Source organism: Mycobacterium intermedium (genome assembly GCF_002086275.1).
Taxonomy (GTDB): Bacteria; Actinomycetota; Actinomycetes; order Mycobacteriales; family Mycobacteriaceae; genus Mycobacterium; species Mycobacterium intermedium.
In genome coordinates this window covers 1-18,155 of the sequence record NZ_MVHT01000091.1, presented here as the reverse complement: position 1 = coordinate 18,155, position 18,155 = coordinate 1, and the positions used below count along the sequence as shown (strand labels likewise).

21 protein-coding genes are annotated in these 18,155 nt (G+C 61.8%); 6 read left to right on the top strand and 15 right to left on the bottom strand.

Annotated elements, in window-relative coordinates; all coding sequences use genetic code 11:
* Positions 1-521: 521 nt before the first annotated feature.
* Positions 522-1,490 (top strand): DUF732 domain-containing protein, encoded by a 969-nt coding sequence (locus tag BST27_RS34630; protein WP_276014387.1) that lies wholly within the window; start codon positions 522-524, stop codon positions 1,488-1,490.
* Between the two features lie 64 nt (positions 1,491-1,554).
* Here BST27_RS34630 and BST27_RS24685 read toward each other — a convergent pair whose 3' ends face one another.
* The 3 genes from BST27_RS24685 to BST27_RS24675 form a co-directional block, all read right to left on the bottom strand.
* Positions 1,555-2,418, bottom strand: coding sequence for an alpha/beta fold hydrolase (locus BST27_RS24685; RefSeq protein ID WP_069422113.1), 864 nt, complete (start codon positions 2,416-2,418; stop codon positions 1,555-1,557).
* Between the two features lie 121 nt (positions 2,419-2,539).
* Positions 2,540-3,946: an aromatic ring-hydroxylating oxygenase subunit alpha gene (locus BST27_RS24680; RefSeq protein ID WP_069422114.1), complete on the bottom strand. Its 1,407-nt coding sequence runs from the start codon at positions 3,944-3,946 to the stop codon at positions 2,540-2,542.
* Between the two features lie 123 nt (positions 3,947-4,069).
* Positions 4,070-5,266, bottom strand: a complete 1,197-nt coding sequence (locus BST27_RS24675; protein ID WP_069422128.1) for a cytochrome P450 — start codon at positions 5,264-5,266, stop codon at positions 4,070-4,072.
* A gap of 88 nt (positions 5,267-5,354) precedes the next feature.
* Here BST27_RS24675 and BST27_RS24670 point away from each other — a divergent pair, with 88 nt between their 5' ends.
* A complete protein-coding gene (locus tag BST27_RS24670) occupies positions 5,355-5,933 on the top strand; it encodes an enoyl-CoA hydratase/isomerase family protein (protein WP_276014382.1) in 579 nt (192 codons plus the stop codon).
* Positions 5,934-6,005: 72 nt separating this feature from the next.
* On the opposite strand, the gene BST27_RS24665 is transcribed toward BST27_RS24670, so the two are convergent.
* The 6 genes from BST27_RS24665 to BST27_RS24640 all read right to left on the bottom strand — a co-directional run bounded on the left by BST27_RS24665 (position 6,006) and on the right by BST27_RS24640 (position 10,825).
* Positions 6,006-6,692 carry a TylF/MycF family methyltransferase gene (locus BST27_RS24665; protein ID WP_232007443.1) on the bottom strand — a complete coding sequence of 229 codons (687 nt, stop codon included), beginning with the start codon at positions 6,690-6,692 and terminating at the stop codon, positions 6,006-6,008.
* A 555-nt stretch (positions 6,693-7,247) separates the two neighbouring features.
* Positions 7,248-7,673 carry a VOC family protein gene (locus tag BST27_RS24660; RefSeq protein WP_079220071.1) on the bottom strand — a complete coding sequence of 142 codons (426 nt, stop codon included), beginning with the start codon at positions 7,671-7,673 and terminating at the stop codon, positions 7,248-7,250.
* A 43-nt stretch (positions 7,674-7,716) separates the two neighbouring features.
* Positions 7,717-8,553, bottom strand: coding sequence for a DUF6597 domain-containing transcriptional factor (locus tag BST27_RS24655; protein WP_069422118.1), 837 nt, complete (start codon positions 8,551-8,553; stop codon positions 7,717-7,719).
* Between the two features lie 38 nt (positions 8,554-8,591).
* Positions 8,592-8,819 (bottom strand): hypothetical protein, encoded by a 228-nt coding sequence (locus BST27_RS35105; protein ID WP_372515478.1) that lies wholly within the window; start codon positions 8,817-8,819, stop codon positions 8,592-8,594.
* Entirely contained in the window at positions 8,800-9,612 is an 813-nt protein-coding gene (locus BST27_RS24645; protein ID WP_069422120.1) for a nuclear transport factor 2 family protein, read from the bottom strand. Before BST27_RS24645 ends, BST27_RS35105 begins: the two co-directional genes overlap by 20 nt.
* 1 nt (position 9,613) lies before the next feature.
* Complete coding sequence (locus BST27_RS24640) at positions 9,614-10,825, bottom strand: aromatic ring-hydroxylating oxygenase subunit alpha (protein ID WP_232007444.1); 1,212 nt, start codon at positions 10,823-10,825, stop codon at positions 9,614-9,616.
* 123 nt (positions 10,826-10,948) lie between these two features.
* Between BST27_RS24640 and BST27_RS24635 the strand changes: the two genes are divergently transcribed.
* On the top strand, positions 10,949-11,560 hold the full coding sequence (locus tag BST27_RS24635) for a TetR/AcrR family transcriptional regulator (RefSeq protein WP_079220072.1): 612 nt from the start codon (positions 10,949-10,951) through the stop codon (positions 11,558-11,560).
* A 107-nt stretch (positions 11,561-11,667) separates the two neighbouring features.
* Here BST27_RS24635 and BST27_RS24630 read toward each other — a convergent pair whose 3' ends face one another.
* From BST27_RS24630 to BST27_RS24610, 6 genes are all read right to left on the bottom strand, one after another.
* Complete coding sequence (locus BST27_RS24630) at positions 11,668-12,210, bottom strand: LOG family protein (RefSeq protein WP_069422123.1); 543 nt, start codon at positions 12,208-12,210, stop codon at positions 11,668-11,670.
* Positions 12,211-12,214: 4 nt separating this feature from the next.
* Positions 12,215-12,814: an NAD-dependent epimerase/dehydratase family protein gene (locus tag BST27_RS24625; RefSeq protein WP_069422124.1), complete on the bottom strand. Its 600-nt coding sequence runs from the start codon at positions 12,812-12,814 to the stop codon at positions 12,215-12,217.
* Complete coding sequence (locus BST27_RS32580) at positions 12,814-12,966, bottom strand: hypothetical protein (RefSeq protein ID WP_156789305.1); 153 nt, start codon at positions 12,964-12,966, stop codon at positions 12,814-12,816. Before BST27_RS32580 ends, BST27_RS24625 begins: the two co-directional genes overlap by 1 nt.
* Positions 12,967-13,668: 702 nt before the next feature.
* On the bottom strand, positions 13,669-14,091 hold the full coding sequence (locus BST27_RS24620; RefSeq protein ID WP_069422125.1) for a DUF3237 domain-containing protein: 423 nt from the start codon (positions 14,089-14,091) through the stop codon (positions 13,669-13,671).
* 2 nt (positions 14,092-14,093) lie between these two features.
* The gene (locus tag BST27_RS24615; RefSeq protein WP_069422126.1) at positions 14,094-14,993 is read right to left on the bottom strand and encodes a VOC family protein; all 900 of its coding nucleotides are present in this window, start codon (positions 14,991-14,993) and stop codon (positions 14,094-14,096) included.
* Positions 14,994-15,008: 15 nt separating this feature from the next.
* Positions 15,009-15,599, bottom strand: a complete 591-nt coding sequence (locus BST27_RS24610) for a nuclear transport factor 2 family protein (protein WP_069422127.1) — start codon at positions 15,597-15,599, stop codon at positions 15,009-15,011.
* A gap of 106 nt (positions 15,600-15,705) precedes the next feature.
* Between BST27_RS24610 and BST27_RS24605 the strand changes: the two genes are divergently transcribed.
* The 3 genes from BST27_RS24605 to BST27_RS24595 are packed head-to-tail and all read left to right on the top strand — an operon-like array spanning position 15,706 to position 18,079.
* Entirely contained in the window at positions 15,706-16,191 is a 486-nt protein-coding gene (locus tag BST27_RS24605; RefSeq protein WP_069422131.1) for an FAS1-like dehydratase domain-containing protein, read from the top strand.
* A gap of 11 nt (positions 16,192-16,202) precedes the next feature.
* Positions 16,203-17,630 carry an NAD-dependent succinate-semialdehyde dehydrogenase gene (locus BST27_RS24600; protein ID WP_197518204.1) on the top strand — a complete coding sequence of 476 codons (1,428 nt, stop codon included), beginning with the start codon at positions 16,203-16,205 and terminating at the stop codon, positions 17,628-17,630.
* Positions 17,627-18,079, top strand: coding sequence for a MaoC/PaaZ C-terminal domain-containing protein (locus BST27_RS24595; protein ID WP_197518205.1), 453 nt, complete (start codon positions 17,627-17,629; stop codon positions 18,077-18,079). Before BST27_RS24600 ends, BST27_RS24595 begins: the two co-directional genes overlap by 4 nt.
* Positions 18,080-18,155 lie beyond the last annotated feature (76 nt).

The window sequence follows — 18,155 nt, the reverse complement described above, 5'->3', positions numbered from 1 at the left end:
GGCCCCCACACGCCGCCGATGGGTACACCGCCCACACACTCGACGACGCCTGACGGCACGGCCGGGATCGAACCGGGGCGCCTGTCGACGGCTCGCTCGCGTCGTCGCCTGCGCCACCGACGGCTGCCGCCTGGCCTGGATCGCAGTCGTTACTCGATGCCGCACCCAGAGTCCCCCGTGCGCGCGGGTGGGTGACAAAAAGGCCGAGCGGACTTTTTGCAGTCAGTCGCGTCGGATAAATGGCTGCCGCACCCCCGTTAACAAGCCGCGGCTACGCGAAATGCAGCCCGCCGTCGGCTGACGTTCAGACGGCGTGAATCCCGGTCAATTGGCCATTGACACTGCCCGAAACGAATGTTACGCCAATGTAACAGGAATAAAAACACAGAGTATCTCAGGCGGTCTGAATTCGATTCTTGATCAGCACACCAACCCCGAAGACCTACAGAACGGAAACAACTCTCATGTTCACCGGCACCGCTAGCCGAGTGGGTCCCGTGGCTATCGCCACACTGATGTTGATGGGCGCGGCAATCCTGCATGGCAGCAGTGCAAAGGCCGACCCGAACCAGGACGAAGAGTTTTTGGCATCGCTTGCCAGACAGGGTATTCCTGCGCTCGAGAATGCGCAGAGCTTGATTCCCGTCGCCCACCAAGTTTGTGGCGAACTCTCCGGCGGTACGCCGGCAGAGGGAGTCGTCGAGTCCATGACAGCCTTCGCCTACGAGCACAACCCGGAAATGCGCGAATATCCGCGCGACCGCATCACGCGCACCTTCTCTCGCTTCGTGACAGCAGCCGTGCATGTCTACTGCCCAGCCAACCAGGGCAAGATCGGTTCCCTGCAGGTCCACCTTGCGTCCCTGACGGTTGAACCCTCCTACCCAGCCGCCGCATACCCGCATGGCGCAATCGCTTCCCAGGGCAAGTGGCGGAAGGAGCAACGTTCGACACCAAGTCGCATGGTGTCGGTAGCACACCCGATGCCAGTTGGCGCATCCGTCGCAAGCAATGAGTGGGTGCAGGGCGCGGAAGGCACCCCACGAAGCGGCGCGACGGCGCCGGTCCCCGCAACGTTCGCCGCAGGGGAGACGGTTGCGCCCAAGCCGCCGGAGTTTCCGACGCCACCTCCGCCCGTGAATATCCTTCGGCCACCGCAGGCACCCGCCCCGTCGCAGGCTCCCCGGCAAACACCTCCTCCACCGAGTCAGGTGCCACCGCCACCGCCTTCGGAGGTGCCGCCCCCGCCCCAACAACCGCCGCCCACTCCCAAAGAATTGCCCCCACCACAACAGGCGGAACCTCCCGCCGCCCCTCCTGAGCCGGGTGGTGCTGCTGGCGGTGGCGGCATAGGTGAGGGCGGCATCGGCAGCGGTGGTGCCGGCAGCGGCGGCACTGGCGGCAGTGGCGGAGCCAGTGGCGGGAATGTCCCCGCTGAGCCGCCACCGACGCGTTCCCTAGGGCCGGGAATCATCCAAATCGCGCCCTAGTCACGGCGACTAGCCGACACAAGGAGGAGTGTCGCCAGCAGGTGTCGCCCCGTCGCGTAGTTCGTCAGCCGAGCACTTCGTCTGTCCAGGAGACGATTTGGGGTACGAGCTGCTTCCAGTTCGCCCAGACTGACTCTCCACGGTCCCGGCTGGCCTCGAATCGGTCAAGGAACTCCCGGTCTCCCCAAACGGGATCGACGAGATGTGCATTCTGCAGGTTCGCGGCTAGGCGTTCTGACGTCGCGCGGGTGTGATAGTAATCGCTTTCACCGCTGCGGAATACGAGTATGGGAAGAGTGATCGCTGCGGCTTCCTCATTCGAAAGCCCCGCCACTAGTGGGTTGCCGCATGCGCAGTAAGCATGCGCCCAGCGTTCCATCGTTTCTATGAATTTGTGCTTATCCTGCGCAAGGAATCGGTCGCGGTTACGCGGGTTGCGTTCGATGACCTCGGCCCACGTGGGAAGGGCGGCTACATCGGCCATGGTTCCGTTCCACGCTGCCCGGATCGAGGGAAAGTTATACACCTCGGCCAGCGACATACTGCCGAACGCTCCGCCGCTGACCCACCACATCACAACGGCACGAGCGATTTCGGGGTGTCGCGCCGCAGCGAGCAATGAGATCCGCGCCCCTCCGGAGCCGCCGAGCAACACCGTCGGTCCGAGGCCCAAATCAATGATGAGCCGAGCGAGCGAGTCCGCCTGCATCACCGACTCCGAGCTGCCTTCGAAACACACCGCTGACGCACCACAGTTGAGTCGATCGTAAATCACTACTTGCTTACCCCGATCAGCGAGCGCTTCGGCCATCTCGCGAATTCCCCCAGCATCCTTGCTGAAGCGGCCGCCACCGGTAAGGATGTATGGCTCACCTTCGCCGATGATCTCATAAGCGATCTCAAGGTCACCTTGTTGTATGACTGGCATAACTACCTTCTCCGACAACGTAATTGGGTGTTAATCGTCGTTCTTCCCGGAACAGCTCATCAATCAGCATGCAGGCATGGGGTTTGTCCGCCGCGGCGGGTCATCCTCGCCAAGGGGCGCCTCAGCCATCGGAGTCGTCGACGCCGAAGATGAAGCGGTCGGCGATCGCGTGCTCGTTGCGGATCGACATCTCTTGATTGGTGTTGAGCCACAGTCCCTCGAATCCACGCGAGTGCATACCCGCATGGATGGCATCGATGTTCATGAGGTCCTGCGTGGGCAGTTCGCCCCAGCCATCATGGTCCTGCCAACGCTCGAACTCGAGCCAGCTGGACTCCGGAACCTCACCAGGCGCGAAGTGCTCCAGCGAGAACATCTCAAACACACAGCGATTGGGGTCTTCGGCGTCGGGAAGCATCCGGTAGCCCAGCACGCACGACTTCTCTACGAGGATGACCAGGGTTGGGAAGACGTGCCAGTCGCCGTTGCCAGCGAAGTACTCTTCCATCGACATCTTCGGGTAATCGACACCCTCGGCAATGGCGAGCTCCTCGCACATCTGGTGGTAGATCACGAAGGGTGGGATCGGCCCGGGTTCCATGTCGGCCATCTGCTTCGCGACGCGATAATCGCGTTCTGTCACCAGGGAGTTGATCTCGAGATACTGGTACTGCATCCCATTCGCGAAGATCTTTGGTGATGACTCCCGCTCCGCGCGTGCAGCGCCGCCGTTGCTGTCGGGCCGCACGGTGTAGGTGAACCGTGAGTGGTTCCGGTACAAAGTGGTTGGTGTGTACGGCGCGTAGATGAACTCGTGGGGTGCCGCAGGTGCGGTCGATGCCCGCACGCCCTGATCGCTCCGCACGGTCTGCGGGTGGGTGCCGGGCGAGTGGTAACCCTCGATGAACGCGTCGATGACGGTCTTGTAATTGGCGGCCAACGGGGTTCGCTTGCGCCACCGGAAACGCATGTCTTCCAACCGGAACGGCGCGAGCGCTGTCGGAAGCGGGTCCAGCCAGTCGAGGAGATCCGGCGGATTCTCGGCCATGCTGATGAACACCCAACCGCCCCACGTCCCTACCGACAGCGGGCGCAACGCCCACTGCTCTCTTGGTCGGTTGAGGAACTCGTCGCGGCACGGGACGAACGACGAGCGGCCGTCGAGCGCGTACCGCCAGCCGTGAAACCCACAGCGGAGCTCGCCGTCGACCGCGCATCCTTGTCCCCGCACCACCTTCATGCCGCGGTGGGTGCACGCGTTGTAAAAGGCCCTGATGCTCCTGTCCTTCTGCCGCACCACCATGATCGATTGCCGGCCGATCGTGTATTCGTAGTAACTTCCGGGGTCGGGAATCTCCTCCTCCCGACACGCCGTTTGCCACACCTGTGTGAAGAGATGGTCGAGTTCGAGCTGCAAGAACTCGGGATCGATGTAGCGGCCTTTGGGGACGAACGTCTCACCGCACGCATAGCGAGGCGGCACCTTTCCAGTCTTCTTCGACTCGGTTGCGTCTTCAATTGCGGTCATCGGGTCCCCTTCCGGTGCGCCAGTGCGCAGGCGCCTCGTCGCAATTGTTGGAACTGATCACGCTTCCTCGAACGACGTCTCGAACTGGCGAACGCGTTCTCGGCCATATGGTTTGGCACTCATCTACAGCGTGATGGGGACGCTGGCCGGACCGCGCACTGAGCTGGTGTGGACGTACTCGACGTTGGCCTCGTCGACGCCCCATTCAGGGAAGCGCTTCAACGTCTCCTCCAGCGCCACCCGGGCCTCCAGCCGAGCCAGCGCCGCACCCAGGCAGAAGTGCGAGCCGTGTCCGAAGCTGACGTGGCGGATCCCGGTTCGCGTTACGTCGAAGACGTCCGGGCGCTCGTACTGACGCTCGTCGCGCCCAGCCGAGCCGGTCAGCAGGATCACCTTCGCTCCGGCCGGAATCACCGCGTCGTGGTAGGTGGTGTCGCGCAGGGCGAAACGCCCCTGGACTGGAGACGGCGCGTCGTATCGCAACAGTTCCTCCACCGCGCCGCCGATCAATCCGGGATCCGCCACCAATTTCGCTCGCTGCTCCGGATTGCGCGCCAGGGTGAGTGCCGCCCAGCCGAGAAGTCTGGCGACCGTCTCGTTGCCCGCGACGTTGATCATTGCGATGAACATCAACAGTTCGCCGTCATCCAGCCGGCGTGGTTGCGCGTCGGGCAAGACGACGTCGGAATTCATCAGATCGCTGACAATGTCCGTCGTACTGTGTTGGCGGCGCAGTTCGATCTGCTGTTGGTAATAGCCATAGAGCTTCGCCGAGGCCTCCATGCCCGCGGCGCTGAGTTCCGTGCTCCCTTCTTCGCGATGCAGTTGCGCGTCCGACCACTCGCGCAGGTTGTCGTGGTCCTCCTCGGGGAAGCCGAGGAGCGAGCTGATCACCATCACCGGCAACTTGGCGGAGAAATTCTGAACGTAGTCGAATCCGCCGGTGCCGACGTATCGATCCAGATAGCCCTTGCACAATTCGCGGATGTGGTCCTCCAGCTGAGCAATCCGGCTACGAAAGAACGTGCGGTTGACCATCTTCCGCAGGCAGGTGTGGTCGGGAGGATCCATCATGATCATCGGCTGGGGCGCCGGCAACGGTTCTTCGCTGATCGTGTCGAGGATGATGCCGTGCTTCGACGAGAAAGTTTCGGTGTCCAGCGATGCAGTCATCACATCGTCGAACCGGCTGAGGGCGTAGAAGTCGTATTCCGGGTTGTAGTAAACAGGCGCTTCGTCGCGCAACCGCTTCCATGCCGCATACGGGTCCTTATGCAGGGCGCGGTCGAACGGATCCCAGCGCAAGTCCGTCGTTGTCATCGACACCATCCTCCCTGCGGAACACTATTACAAAAAATGTTAAATAGCACTGCTATGCACTGGCATCCTCGGGACCCGGCACGTGAGCATGAGGAGGTTAGCTGTGGAGACGCGGAAGCTGGACCATGTCGTATACGAGAAGGATGGAGCGACAGCTCGCATCATCTTGGACAATCCGGATCGCGCCAACGCCCAGACTTCGGAGATGGTCCACAGCGTCAGCGAGGCGCTTGATGACGCGCAGTACGACTACGACATCAAGGTCGTCATCATCAAAGCGAACGGCAAGGGGTTCTGCTCGGGTCACATTCCCGACGGCAGCTATCCCGAATTCAAGGCCGAGAGCGAGGCGTCGGGGAAAATATGGCGCTCGGCGGCGCAGATCACCGCCGAGCAGGCTCTCGAGTTCGGTTTGGTGAACCGAGTCGTGCCGCGCGATCGACTCGAGGCCGAGGTAGAGGAGCTTGCGGCGAACATCGCCAAGGCACCCCTCATCACGTTGCAAGCAACCAAGGCTGGGATCCTGCGGGCGTGGGAGACCATGGGCTTCCGGACGCATCAGCAGGCCAGCAACGACCTGCAAGCGGTTGTGACCGGTTCCCGGGAATTCCTGGAGTACATGGCCGAGCTGATGAAGAAGTCTGCCAAGCCGGCAGACCGGGTCTGATCGCACCGTTTGCGACGTTGGGCGCCAGCCCTTGCGCCCGTCGCGTTCCGGATGGCGTACAGGCAGTTGATGTCACGCTATCCGGACGACGGCTTGTTCAAAGTACTGATTATATGCGAGATAAATGGGCTTGTTTCCGGTGGCGTCCAGGAACTCCTGAAATGCCTTAAATTCGTGCAATTCGGCTTCCGGGTAGTTATAAAACTCATCAAACACGATCACAGTGCCTGAAACAATATTGTCAGCGAGCTGGTCGAAAACTTCCTTCGTCGAAGAATATATGTCACAATCGACGTGCAGGAAAGCAATAGGTTCAGACTTCAAAACCTGTTCCTTAAAGTTCCCAAGCGTTTCGCTAAACATGCCTTTTACCAGGGAGACGTTGTGAAGAACCGGCGGCGTCCATCCCTCGGCAATTACCCGAAAAGATCCGCGGGGAAAGGTGAGGTCGGTGCGAGTCCAGTCGTCCGGAAGCCCTTGGAACGAATCAAAACCCCAGATACGCTGCTCCGGGTTCAGCGCGGCAATGAAGTTGATGGTTTTGCCCGTACACACACCCATCTCCAGGAAAGCTCCGCGCAGCGTAACATGATCGGACCCGAATTTGAGCACTGACGCATCGGTGTTCAGAGCTTCTGCATTTTTGAAGTAAGTCGTCACGAATGCCCGTGCCGTCGGCGAATCCCGATAATCCTTATCCATCGGGTAGAAATTAAGAACCTGCCGTCCGCTGTGCCATTCCTTGCTCGCGACGGGCATTTTCACTATCTGATCCCAGTCGTACCCGGTACTATGCGTATGATCCGACGTCATCGACCGTCTCTTTCACGTAGAACCGCAATGGTATCCGATGAACTATACGGCATTATTTGGATCCGGGTTTGTCGATTTCAGCCATGCCATCTGCGTGACATCGGTTCGTGCATTGATCTCTCCCGTCGCCGATGATGTACAGCCGTTGGGGGCGGCCAGAAGTCCGGGTAGCGCCTTCTATGTGCACGGTGTCGGGCGGGCGGGGCTCGAACCCGCGACCAACGGGTTACCGGAGGGGCAATCTTGCCCTATCGCAATAACGCGTAATTTTTCTGCGCCGCAACGGATTAGCGGTACCGCCGATCTCGCCCGTACTGACCTGATCGGGTCTCTTCCCGGTCATTCGCGATGAATAAGCGATGACCGCTAGGACGCCCGCCCTGACATCGGGCCAGCGGGCGTGTCGCGGGGCGGAGCCTGTCCCCCAGTCAGTCTGGGACCACAAACGATGCACGATGGTGAACGACCACGGCGGGATCAGCGGCCATCACCGCCTCCCGCTCAGGCCGGCACTTCATGCAACTCGATGGAATTGCTATCGGGATCAGTGATTTGAACCTGCTTGCCGCCGGGCCCGACCTTGATGTCGTTGCGGAACGTCACGCTGGCGCTGCGCAGTCGGTTCACCTCCGCCTCAATGTCGTCGACGTAGAGCACGATCCGGTTCCACCCGCCCGGCTCCTGCCTTTGGCCGCCCGCCAGCGGTCGAGAGCCGGAGCTCTCTGGCCCACTCAAGATGAGGTGCAAAGCGCCGCGCGAAACGACCGCGATCGGTCCGGCGCGGTACTCGAGCTGGAACCCGAGTTGGCTTGTGTAGAAATCGATTCCGCGGTCGAGATCGGTGATCTGGTAGCGCACGACGGCCTGATCTGTGCTCGTCGGCCGCCAAGGCCGAGCGGAACGCTCGTGAGCTTGCTGCTGAGTCATAAAACCCTCCTTCCGCATGCCCACAGACTACGGACGTGCACATTCAGCGTCTTGGAGGAATTTGACCCCCGTCTGGTAAGGCAAGGTGGAGCTCCTTGACCTGCTCGCTCGCGGGACCGAGGTGCGCGGGCGATATGCCGGTGAACTCGTGCACATCGTGGATTAGATGTGACTGGTCGAAGTAACCGCATACCACCGCAAGGCGTGCCCAATCGGGTGCCGGGCTCCGTCGAGCAAGCACACTGGCCCGCTGGAACCGCAACACCCGACTCAGCCGCTTGGGGGTAATTCCCACCTGCGCCGTGAAGACTTCGATAAACCGGCGACGGCTGAGCCCGACGTTCGCTGCGACCTCACCAACGGTGGTGCCTGGCTGGGCCAGCTGCCCTAACGCGATGGCAACCGCCGGATGATCGGGCCGCACTGTCGGCAGGTGTGACCGCAACGCGTCCTCGAGCACGGCGAATCGATCCGAGCTGGTGGCTGCGGTGCACAACCGCTCGCGTAACACCAACGCCGCCTGTCCCCAAAGCATCTCGAGGTCGACGTGCCGATCGGCGAGCTCGCCCGGCGGAGTATTGAGGAACGGTAGCGCTCCGCCCGCCTTGAAATGAACACCGACGATCGACGCGTGATCACGAGTATCGATCACGAAATACCGCCGATAGGCGCCCGATACCACGGCGCCGGAATATCGCCGCCACGCCCCAGAGCGAGGATCGTAGATCCGCAGCCCGTCCTCGTTCAGGTTGACGACCAACTCGAGTGTGCCGCTCGGAACGATTCGCTCCTGCGAGTGAACCGCCAGGTCACGCAGCGCCCACATGTACGCAACAAAATCCGACAGCGGTGGGCCGGGGCGATACGTGCGGTACTGCATGGCTTCAGAATTCCCACGTCAGCCGAAAGCGACACGCTCTACCCAGAAGTCGATGAGGGTCGCGTCCAGACCGGCGGTGGGTCGCCGTCGACAAGTCGCCACGACAGCTCCATCAGGGCACCGCGTTCCCGGCATTTCCGCTTGCGCGAGCGCCGGTCCCGACCGCTGGGGTCGATCATCGCCGCCCGCAGCGCCCGATAGGCCGCCGACTCGGAATGCACCGCGCCGCGCCGAGAATCCTCGTCATCAATTCGTATCCCGCTCACGCCCGTTGGTGAGCTCGACCAGGGTTTGCGACCGCGATGTCACTGCCTTGACGGCTGCAACGGCGCCGTCGTCGACACGGGCAATCCCAGCGATGTGCAGGGCAGCGGGCTTGCCAACGTACTTTTCTGTGCCTGCACCCAGGCCACCCCGGTAGGGGCCTCGCATTGTGACGTGGAATGGAACGTCGGCGCCCGCCGAGAAGAGATCGTTGACCACGACCTCGTGCGGTTCGAGCACCGCTTCATATGTAGCACCGGTGCGCGCGTCATCGATCTCGTGCACGGGGGCGGCGGCAAGGTCGGCCCTCTCCAGCCAAGTTCGCACGGTTACTTCAGCATCGTGATCAGCAGGCACCGGCTCCGTCGATGTCCAGGGATCGATGTGCGGTGGGACCAGCGGATGAGGATGGCCACTCGTCATTTGGACTTGCATTGCGAAATAGTCCTGTTCGACGTAGTTCTCCGTCAGTCGCCTGCCGTTCCACTTGTACAAGCCGATGCCACGCCAACAAGCAAGTGCGCGCCCTCCTCCAACCGGCATGCCCGCGTGCTCGCTGAAGTGCATGCACAGTCGATCGCCGTTCAACACGAACTCGTGAACGGAAATTCCTAAACCTGGTGCTGCCTTGAAGATTCGACGCACAGCCTGAGCGTAGGTGGTTGACCGGACCAGGGACATACCGTTGATGTGTACGACGTAGTCCGGCTCCATGATCTCGTCGTAAAGGTCTTGATCATGCGAATTTGTATAATCGATGCAGTATTTCCGCATCAGTGCGACGAATGGATGCATTTCACTCCTGCACAAACGACGCGAGTAGCTGTGGCACACGGAGTGATTCGGGAATCTGCTCGAATCCAATGGCCCGGTCGATCGCTTCGTGGAGGTAGTAGATGCGCCGCTCCTGGTAACCGAGACGCAACGACTCGAGGGTGCCTGCATTGAGCGAACGTTGCTCGCCGGGAAGGACGTTCAGGTCCTCAAACAGCACCTGCGACAAAGCCGCGATCACCATGTCGCTGATCTTCCGGTTGTCCTCTTGATCGACAGCCAGGGATGAGCACCAGTGCACGTTGTACACCGATGTCGAGGGACCGGTTGGCCAGTTGGTGATCAGAAAGACGAATCCGGTGCCTGCGAACACGATGCTCAAATTGGGGAACACGTGATACGAGAATGTTCCGCAATGTGGCAGATCGCCGAGGTTGGGGAAAACGCCCGGGAAAGGCGACAGCGCTTTGCCGTCGATGGAGTCGCGGTACAGCACGAGCATCCGCGAATGACCGTTCGGCAGCAGCTGTATGCCCGTCCCCGACTGTTGAAGCGTCCGAGCCGCCGAAGTCCGATGCACGTAATTGACGTGGTAGCTCTCGAGGTTGGCGTCAACGGGAAGCTTCCAGTTGACGCCAACGTCCCGCACCGTACGGTCCACCAGGTGCAGACGGCCGTCAAGTTCTGCGAAGTCGCTGAGATCCTCACCGACTGAACCGAGGAAGTCGGCCAATGGCCGCGCTTTCACGTCAAGGTTGATGAATATCAGCGGCCCCCATGACTCGCAACGTATTTCGGCGAGGCCGTGGCATTCACGGTCGAGGTCAGAAAAGTTCATCGCCTCCGGGTAGCCGACAAGCTTTCCGTCCAGCGAGTACGTCCACGCGTGGAACGGACACGTCACGCGGCGGCCAAGATTACCCTGCGGCTCTTCGACGAGCGCAGCCCCGCGATGTCGGCAAGTGTTGTAGAAAGCGCGAACAGCGTTATCCGTGCCGCGAATCAGCATTATCGGCTTGTCGAGCTGGTCGAGTAGGACGTAGTCGCCTATGTTGCGAAGCTGGTCGGCATGGGCGACGAACAACCAAGAGCGGGAGAAGACCCTGTCAGCCTCAAGTTTGGCGAAGGCGGGGTCGAAATACCGCCCGCCGGGAACCGGCGGGAGTGCCGGGAACTGCGGCGGGTAGGTCCGTCTTTCCGCCTCGGCTCGAGCGCACTCCTTCACATCGTCCATCAGTTGGGTACTGATACCCATGCGTCTTGCCTCGTTTCGCTTCCATACCGCGCCTGCACCACAGTTTTATGAATAACCATTCATTTTACAAGCGTCTTGTCGCATCTCAGTCAGAATGGGTGGATGCCAAAACACCAGAAGGCCCTAGCGCCTCGCCCACGTGGGCGGCCGCCGAAGTCCGACGGCCGGGCAACGGCTCAGCGGTTGCTCGAGGCCGCGACGTCGGTGTGCGTTGAACGGGGATTCGATGGCACCACACTGCCGCTGATCGCCGAGCGCGCACGCGTGTCACCTTCGGCTGTGTACAACCACTTTCACAGCCGAGAGGAGTTGCTGTACGCCGCCGCGGTACGTGCTTTGGACCAGATCACCACCGTCGCGTTGCGGACCGGTCGTGGGGAACGCCCACTCCAAGCCATCGCGATGGCCTATCTGCGGCCCGAGATGAGACAGAACCGACGGCTCATCGCCGAGTTGCATCTCGCCAGCAGACGCGACGCGCGTCTAGCGGCGCTGATTGCGCAGTGGCACCAGGAGTACGCCGGCCAGTTCGTCGGGATGCTCTCCGGCACTGACCCAAACCCCAAAGCCACCACAAAAGTCGTTTTCCTGTTGCTCTTGGGACTCTGTCATTTCGACGACGTGCCGACGATCCGGACACCACGCGACGCGGTGGCCGAGCGCGTCGAGCGCCTCATCGATGCACTTGTTCCGGGCTTGTCGGACTATGAGTAACGCGCACCCGTTGGGTAAGGACAGCGCAGGTTTGCGGCTGGACAAGACAGTCGCGGCAGTTTCGGTGAGTCTTGCACGGTCGAGCATCGAGTGGCGCCCGAGATCGTTCAATTAGCTTCGCGGATCAGACCTTCCAAGTAGGCGAGGGCTTCGGCGCCGTCGTCGGCGATGAAGACCAGATCGATGATGGGCATCGGAAGGAAACCTTCCTCGTCCATTCGCTGAAGCTGAATCGTCAAACCGTCGTAAAACCCGGCCGTGTTCAACAGCACGACCGGCTTGTCGTGCAGCTTGTGCTTCCTCTGCTCCAGGGCGTCCGTCGCCTCGTCGAGCGTGCCGAGGCCGCCTGCCATCACGACGATCGCGTCCGCGCGCTCGAGCAGCAACGCTTTGCGCTCGGCGAGGTCCTTCGCGAACACCATCTCGTCGGCGTCCTTCCTCGCGAACTCCCGCAGCAACTCGACCGAGATGCCGACGAGCCGCCCGCCGGTCTCCCGAACGCCGTCCGCGACGACCTTCATCAGACCAGTGTCGGATCCACCCCACACCAAACCGTGTCCGCCGTTGCCGATGAGCTCGGCGAATTCTCGGGCGGGCCGCGTGTAGCGCTCGGCGAGGTCGGCGGCGGACAGGAAGACGCAGATGTTCATCCGGTCATTCGCTGTCAACGACGGTCACGATGCCCGGAGGTGCGTCGATCGCTTCGAGAGTCCGAGAGGCGGCCGTATCGATGTGCACGCGTGGTGCGTTGGGACGCGACTGTTCGAAGTAGGTGCCAGGACCGTAGAGGAAGCCGTACCGGATGACGACACCGTCCACGGCGAGCACCGCTTCTTCGAGTGCTGCGACAGCGGCGGCTTCCGCGCCGGGTTGCATGGTCCATGCAACGCTCTGGGCCACGATCTTGATGTAGCCCAAGCCTTTTGATGCCTCGATCAGATTACGGGTGCCTTCGACGCGTATTCGCGCATTGACTTTCGAATCCTCGGGTAAGTCTTTCAGATCGTCGGGAAGATCTGTCAGCTCGTGAAGTATGAGGTCGGGCGCGAACGCTTGAACGGCGGCTGTGAGCGCCTGAAGGTCGAATACATCACAGACGATCGGTTGCGCACCGGTGGCGGCCAACCGGCCGGCCTTCTCCGGCGAGCGCGTCATCGCACCGACGGTGTGACCGGCGTCCCGCAGCATCGGCAGCAGTCGCTGGCCGATGACCCCGGAGGCGCCGGCGAAAAAGATGCGGCGTGAGGTCGACATCAGCGCCCTTCGAGCAGATACGGCACAAACCCGTGCGGATAGACCTCGCATATCGTCGATGGCGGAATGGGCGCGGGCGCCGCCGACCGTGCTACGGCGACCGCGAAAGAAGCGAATGCCATGGGGCTTCCGGTGGTCCCCTCGATTTGCATGGCGGTTCTCCTTTTGCGCGGCCTCACAAGCAGTCCCAACGACGCTTTCGTGATGCTGAGTATAGTCTACAATACTCAGAAATCGATTGCCTTCCCTTGCCCTTGTTCTAGTCGAGTTCCTGTGCATGAAGGGTGAACGAATTGACTGCGGTAAGGGCGGCTGCAGTACAGATGAGCCCGGTGCCAATTCGCCGCGCATCTCACCGATCCGCCGCCGCACCCGTCGATAACCCAACCGGAGGTACCCGCGGCTTTCGACGACGTGATCGCCAAAGGGATGGCCAAGAACCTCGACAAGCGATACTCCAGCGCTGGAGAGTGCGCTGCCGCCCGACCGACGGATTAGAGTCCGTATTCAGCGCTCGCGCGACCAGGGCGAAACGGCTGGCAAAATCGGTCCAAACCACCTGTAAGACAACGTTTCTGGCCGTTGTCAGTACGGTTCCGGTACGCGTTCGGTACGGCTACAAATCGCCCCTGAACGCCGGGGTGACGCCGGGGTGAGGAGCTTCGAGAGCAATTACTAACAGGCGGGGGCGGCCAACGGGAGCAGTGTCGCCAGGAAGGTGTTGACCGCCCCCCTGTCGCGCCGCGCGCCCCTAAAGAGCCCAAAGTCAGGGAATCTTGATCACTGACACGCACATCTCCACCAGTGCGCCTACAAAGGTCGACATCGTCGAGCTGGTGTATGTGCGCGAAGCTTTAGACCACCTCGTAGACCTCGTATTCGAGGCTCTCGCCCGCGAAGGAGCCCTTGGCCACGCCCAGAATCCGGGTGAGCCACTCATATCGCGGGTCGCCCGTTTCGAAGTACATCGCGGAGTAGACGCCGGCCGTAGCGGCATTCATACGCCCGGTGTAGGTGACCAGGATGGTGGCACCGTCGTCGGTTTCGAGCGTCAGCCGGGCATCGACGAGTACCCGGCCCGACGGCTCGATGAACGCCCAGTCCGCGGCTGCCCGACCTTTGAGGGAGGCACGCAGCCGCTCACCTTCGTAGTGTGCGCCGGTGATCTCGCCGATGGTTCGACTTCCGGCGGGTCCCGAGGAAACCGCGATGGGCTCGGCAAGCTGGTATGTGACGTGACAAAGCGGACGCAACGTCGCGCTCAGAGAACCAGTCATGGTCACGACCGGTCCCTACCGACGAACTCGAACACGGCGCCGTGGCAACTTTGCGGATCGGTGACCAGCCGATCGCCATCGCGCTCGGCGATGACGACGTCATGGGTTGTAAGGTGCTGCTCCGCCGCAGCCAGGTCATCGGTTTCAAAGATGCACGAGTGCATGATCTCGCCGTTGGTGGCCAAGTCATGTCCAGCGACAGAATCGTCCGATCGTGGTCGAATCAATTCGACCGACGTGTTGGTTCCGAACCGAAGTCGACAGCGTTCGGAGTCGGCTCGGTCGTCCTTTGCGACGACCTCAGCCCCCAGGGCACGGTAGATGTCGGCGGCGCGGTCGAGGTCATGAACCACCACGCCAACCGCCCACCCGGCGATCGCAAGTGGATGACTCCGCCATAGCTCGGTGGTCCAACCCTCGCTGTAGCGTGGGTCCTCCCATCGCCCCGGCACCCCGAGCGGTCCCGGTCGGGAGTAGGAGAACGGCATGAACTCCAACTGGCCCGCGGTGTCTCTCGGATGGGTGAACACCGGACTCATCGGCCGCTCGACCATTACCTCGCGGCCGGCACCGGCGAGACCGAAGCACCGCACACCCACAGCGGTCAGGGCATCGAAGATCTCCGTCGGGTGACAGTCCACAAAATAAGCGGAAGCGTGGAAGTGCTTGCCGAACCGCGTCAGGAATTTACCCAGCGGCAGGTCTGCTCCCTCAGGCGTGGGCTCCATGACGTCGACTGCCAGATCGGCGATCGTGACCATGGATGCCCACCGCTTCTCGGCCTCCAGCCATTCATCGGTGAATACATCCACGGCGCCAAACACGTTGCGATACCAATCGGTTACGGCACGGTAGTCGTCGACGACGTGATTCACGTGCCACTGCTTGCCAATCGCGATCATGACATCATTCCTCGCTCAGCAGGGGTCCTGGTCGAATCTGCGTCTGGTGAAGCGCCAACCGTCCGCACCTTTCGTCAGCTCGTCCCGGTATACGCCCTGGGCGATCACCTGGTACCCGCCTCCAGGACTAGATGCGAATACGGTGCAGTAGGCCTGGCTTGTCGCGCTGGCTCCGTCCCCTTCAGCCAACACCGACGTGATGACGTGGCGAAGCTGGCCCGGCACCTTCATCGCCGCGACATATTCGGCCAACCCGTCGTGCCCACGAGTCTGTTCCTCGTCGCCGAGAAAGAAGCCGCCGTCGGCGGTGAAGCAGCTCGCGAATCCTTCGGCGTCACGCCGGTCGAATGCGAAGTTGTAGCGGCTGATCAACCGCTCGATCTCAAGAACATCCTCGACTGGCAATGGCAAGACGCGTTTCTCCTGAGTTGAACGCACGCGAACGCCGGAACAGTATGACATATATTGTGCAATTGATAGATATGGACCGACGTGCGAAATGAGAACGGCATGACAAGTACGGCTGACGAGGTCGACCTGTTCGTGTCGACCACCCGTGCCTTTCTCGGTCGCGAAGGCGCCACCGAGCACGTCCGCGAAATCCATCGCCGCGGTCTCCCTTATGAGCCGCTTGGTGGCGCAGAGCCGCCGAACTGGGCTGGACCAAGCCTGCTTTTCGCTTCACAGTGACGATCTCGCAAGGACCGAACTCATGAGCATGATCCCCGACCGCCTGCGCGCCGCGATCGGCGTCTGGCACGAGCAGGACGGGCCGGTATTCCCCATCGATGCGTCAGACATCCGAAGGTGGGCCATCGCCACCCACTGGCCAGAGGAGCCGCCGCGGTTGTTCTGGGACGAGGACTATGCCAGCACCACGCGCTGGGGCGGCATCATCGCTCCCGACGACTTCAATCCGTTCGCCTGGCCCATCCAACCGCCCGATGCCGGACCGGCGCAGTACGCACTTCCCCAACCCGGTGAGCCGGGGCAGCGCGTCCTCAACGGCGGGGTGCAGTTCACGTTCGGTGAGCCGATGCGGCCGGGTGACGTGATCACCAGTCGGTGGCGGATCAAAGACGCCACCGAACGCAAGGGCAAGCTCGGCCAGATGCTCTACGTGCAACTGGAGCGCGAACTTCGCAACCAGCGCAACGAGATCGTCCGCACCCGTATCGACACGTTGATCCGATACTGAGAGAGGCAACTGTGTACATCGACGGGAAATGGCGGTCGGCCGCGTCCGGCGAAACTTTCTCAAGCACCAACCCCGCGACCGGTGCGGTGCTGGACACCGTCGCCGATGGCGGCCGCGCCGAGGCTCGCCTCGCCATCGAGGCGGCGACGGCCGCGCTGCCCGGCTGGCGGGCCAAGACTGCCTATGAACGAGCAGACATCTTGATCGCGGCACACCGGATCATGCTGGAGCGCCAGGATGAGTTGGCGACCCTCATGACGAAGGAGCAGGGCAAGCCGCTGCGGATGGCGCGCACCGAGGTCGGCTACGCCGCCGACTTCCTGCTGTGGTTCGCCGAGGAGGCCAAACGTGTTTACGGCGAGGTTATTCCGTCCTCGCGTGCCGATCAGCGTTTCCTGGTGTTGCAGCAGCCGGTTGGCGTGTGCGCCGCGATCACGCCGTGGAACTACCCGGTCTCGATGATTACCCGCAAAGTGGCCCCTGCGTTGGCCGCGGGCTGCACATCGGTGCTCAAACCGGCCGAACAGACGCCACTGTGCGCGATCGAGACGTTCCGGGTGTTCGAAGACGCCGGTGTGCCCCCCGGTGTGGTCAACCTGGTGACCTGCTCAGAGCCCGAACCGGTTGCTGACGAGATTCTCGCCGACCCGAACGTTCGCAAGATCAGCTTCACAGGTTCGACTGAGATCGGGAAGATGATCGCGGCGCGGGCTGGCGCCACGATGAAGCGTGTTTCAATGGAACTCGGTGGCCACGCCCCGTTCTTGGTGTTCGAAGACGCCGACCCCGAACACGCCGCCAAAGGTGCGGCGCTGGTGAAATTTCTCAATACCGGACAGGCCTGTATCTGCCCCAACCGGTTCATCGTGCACCGCTCGATCGTCGACCGGTTCCTCAAGACGCTGCGCGCCCGGGTGGAAGGGCTTGTTCCGGGAGACGGATTGGTCAAGGGAACCACCGTGGGTCCCCTCATCGACGAGCCAGCGCTCGCCAAGATGACCAGACAGGTCGACGATGCGGTCGCCAAGGGCGCCACGGTGATAGTTGGAGGGACGAAACTGACCGGCGAAACCTTCGACAACGGACACTTCTTCGCGCCGACGATCTTGTCCGAGGTGACCGCAGACATGGTGATCTGCTCGGAGGAAACATTCGGCCCGATTGCTCCGGTTTTGGTGTTCGACGACGAAGCCGAGGCCGTCGAAATGGCCAACTCCACCAGCTACGGACTTGCCGGATACATCTACACACGCGACATCAGCCGCGCGATTCGAGTGGCCGAAGCGCTGGACTTCGGCATGATCGGCATCAACGACATCAATCCGACGTCTGCCGCGGTACCGTTCGGCGGCATCAAGGAAAGCGGGCTCGGTCGTGAGGGTGCCCGCGCGGGGATCACCGAGTACCTCGATACCAAAGTGTTGGGAATTGCACTGTGAATGAATCGATTTCGCCCACTTTCGAATCGATCAATATCGGCGACCAACTCCCGGAGTTCGTCCGCACCACCGGCTTCGCCGCGTGGAACCGCTATGCCGCCGTGAACGACGAGTTCATTCCTATCCACATGGACGACGAAGCCGGCAGAGCCGCAGGCAACGAGAAAGGCGCCTTCGGAATGGGCAACCTGAGGTTGGCCTACCTCGTCAACATGCTGCGGCAATGGATCGGTGATGACGGCCAACTCCGTTCGCTCAGTGCCAAGTACCGAAGCATCAACCAGAAAGGCGACGAGTTGCGTGCCGTCGGTGAGGTGGTCGGCAAGGAGATCGTCGACGGTCTCGCGCTGGTGCACCTCAGGGTCGACGTCATCGACCAGAACGGCACGAGCACCGCTCCGGGCGAGGCCACGGTCGCGTTGAGTCACACACCGAGTACGTCGTCATAGGAGCAATGATCGAAACCTGTGGATGAGCCTTGATGAGGTGGCGTGAAAGTGGGCGCACCTTCCCGAGGATGATCAT

Coding starts and splice junctions, on each gene's coding strand:
- BST27_RS34630 (WP_276014387.1), top strand. CDS start 522: ATGGGCGCGGCAATCCTGCATGGCAGCAGTGCAAAGGCCGACCCGAAC.
- BST27_RS24685 (WP_069422113.1), bottom strand. CDS start 2,418: ATGCCAGTCATACAACAAGGTGACCTTGAGATCGCTTATGAGATCATC.
- BST27_RS24680 (WP_069422114.1), bottom strand. CDS start 3,946: ATGACCGCAATTGAAGACGCAACCGAGTCGAAGAAGACTGGAAAGGTG.
- BST27_RS24675 (WP_069422128.1), bottom strand. CDS start 5,266: ATGACAACGACGGACTTGCGCTGGGATCCGTTCGACCGCGCCCTGCAT.
- BST27_RS24670 (WP_276014382.1), top strand. CDS start 5,355: ATGAGGAGGTTAGCTGTGGAGACGCGGAAGCTGGACCATGTCGTATAC.
- BST27_RS24665 (WP_232007443.1), bottom strand. CDS start 6,692: ATGCCCGTCGCGAGCAAGGAATGGCACAGCGGACGGCAGGTTCTTAAT.
- BST27_RS24660 (WP_079220071.1), bottom strand. CDS start 7,673: ATGACTCAGCAGCAAGCTCACGAGCGTTCCGCTCGGCCTTGGCGGCCG.
- BST27_RS24655 (WP_069422118.1), bottom strand. CDS start 8,553: ATGCAGTACCGCACGTATCGCCCCGGCCCACCGCTGTCGGATTTTGTT.
- BST27_RS24645 (WP_069422120.1), bottom strand. CDS start 9,612: ATGCATCCATTCGTCGCACTGATGCGGAAATACTGCATCGATTATACA.
- BST27_RS24640 (WP_232007444.1), bottom strand. CDS start 10,825: ATGGACGATGTGAAGGAGTGCGCTCGAGCCGAGGCGGAAAGACGGACC.
- BST27_RS24635 (WP_079220072.1), top strand. CDS start 10,949: ATGCCAAAACACCAGAAGGCCCTAGCGCCTCGCCCACGTGGGCGGCCG.
- BST27_RS24630 (WP_069422123.1), bottom strand. CDS start 12,210: ATGAACATCTGCGTCTTCCTGTCCGCCGCCGACCTCGCCGAGCGCTAC.
- BST27_RS24625 (WP_069422124.1), bottom strand. CDS start 12,814: ATGTCGACCTCACGCCGCATCTTTTTCGCCGGCGCCTCCGGGGTCATC.
- BST27_RS32580 (WP_156789305.1), bottom strand. CDS start 12,966: ATGCAAATCGAGGGGACCACCGGAAGCCCCATGGCATTCGCTTCTTTC.
- BST27_RS24620 (WP_069422125.1), bottom strand. CDS start 14,091: ATGACTGGTTCTCTGAGCGCGACGTTGCGTCCGCTTTGTCACGTCACA.
- BST27_RS24615 (WP_069422126.1), bottom strand. CDS start 14,993: ATGATCGCGATTGGCAAGCAGTGGCACGTGAATCACGTCGTCGACGAC.
- BST27_RS24610 (WP_069422127.1), bottom strand. CDS start 15,599: ATGGATTTCGCGGACGTGCTCGGTGGCGCCTTCGCGACCGAGAAAGGC.
- BST27_RS24605 (WP_069422131.1), top strand. CDS start 15,706: ATGAGCATGATCCCCGACCGCCTGCGCGCCGCGATCGGCGTCTGGCAC.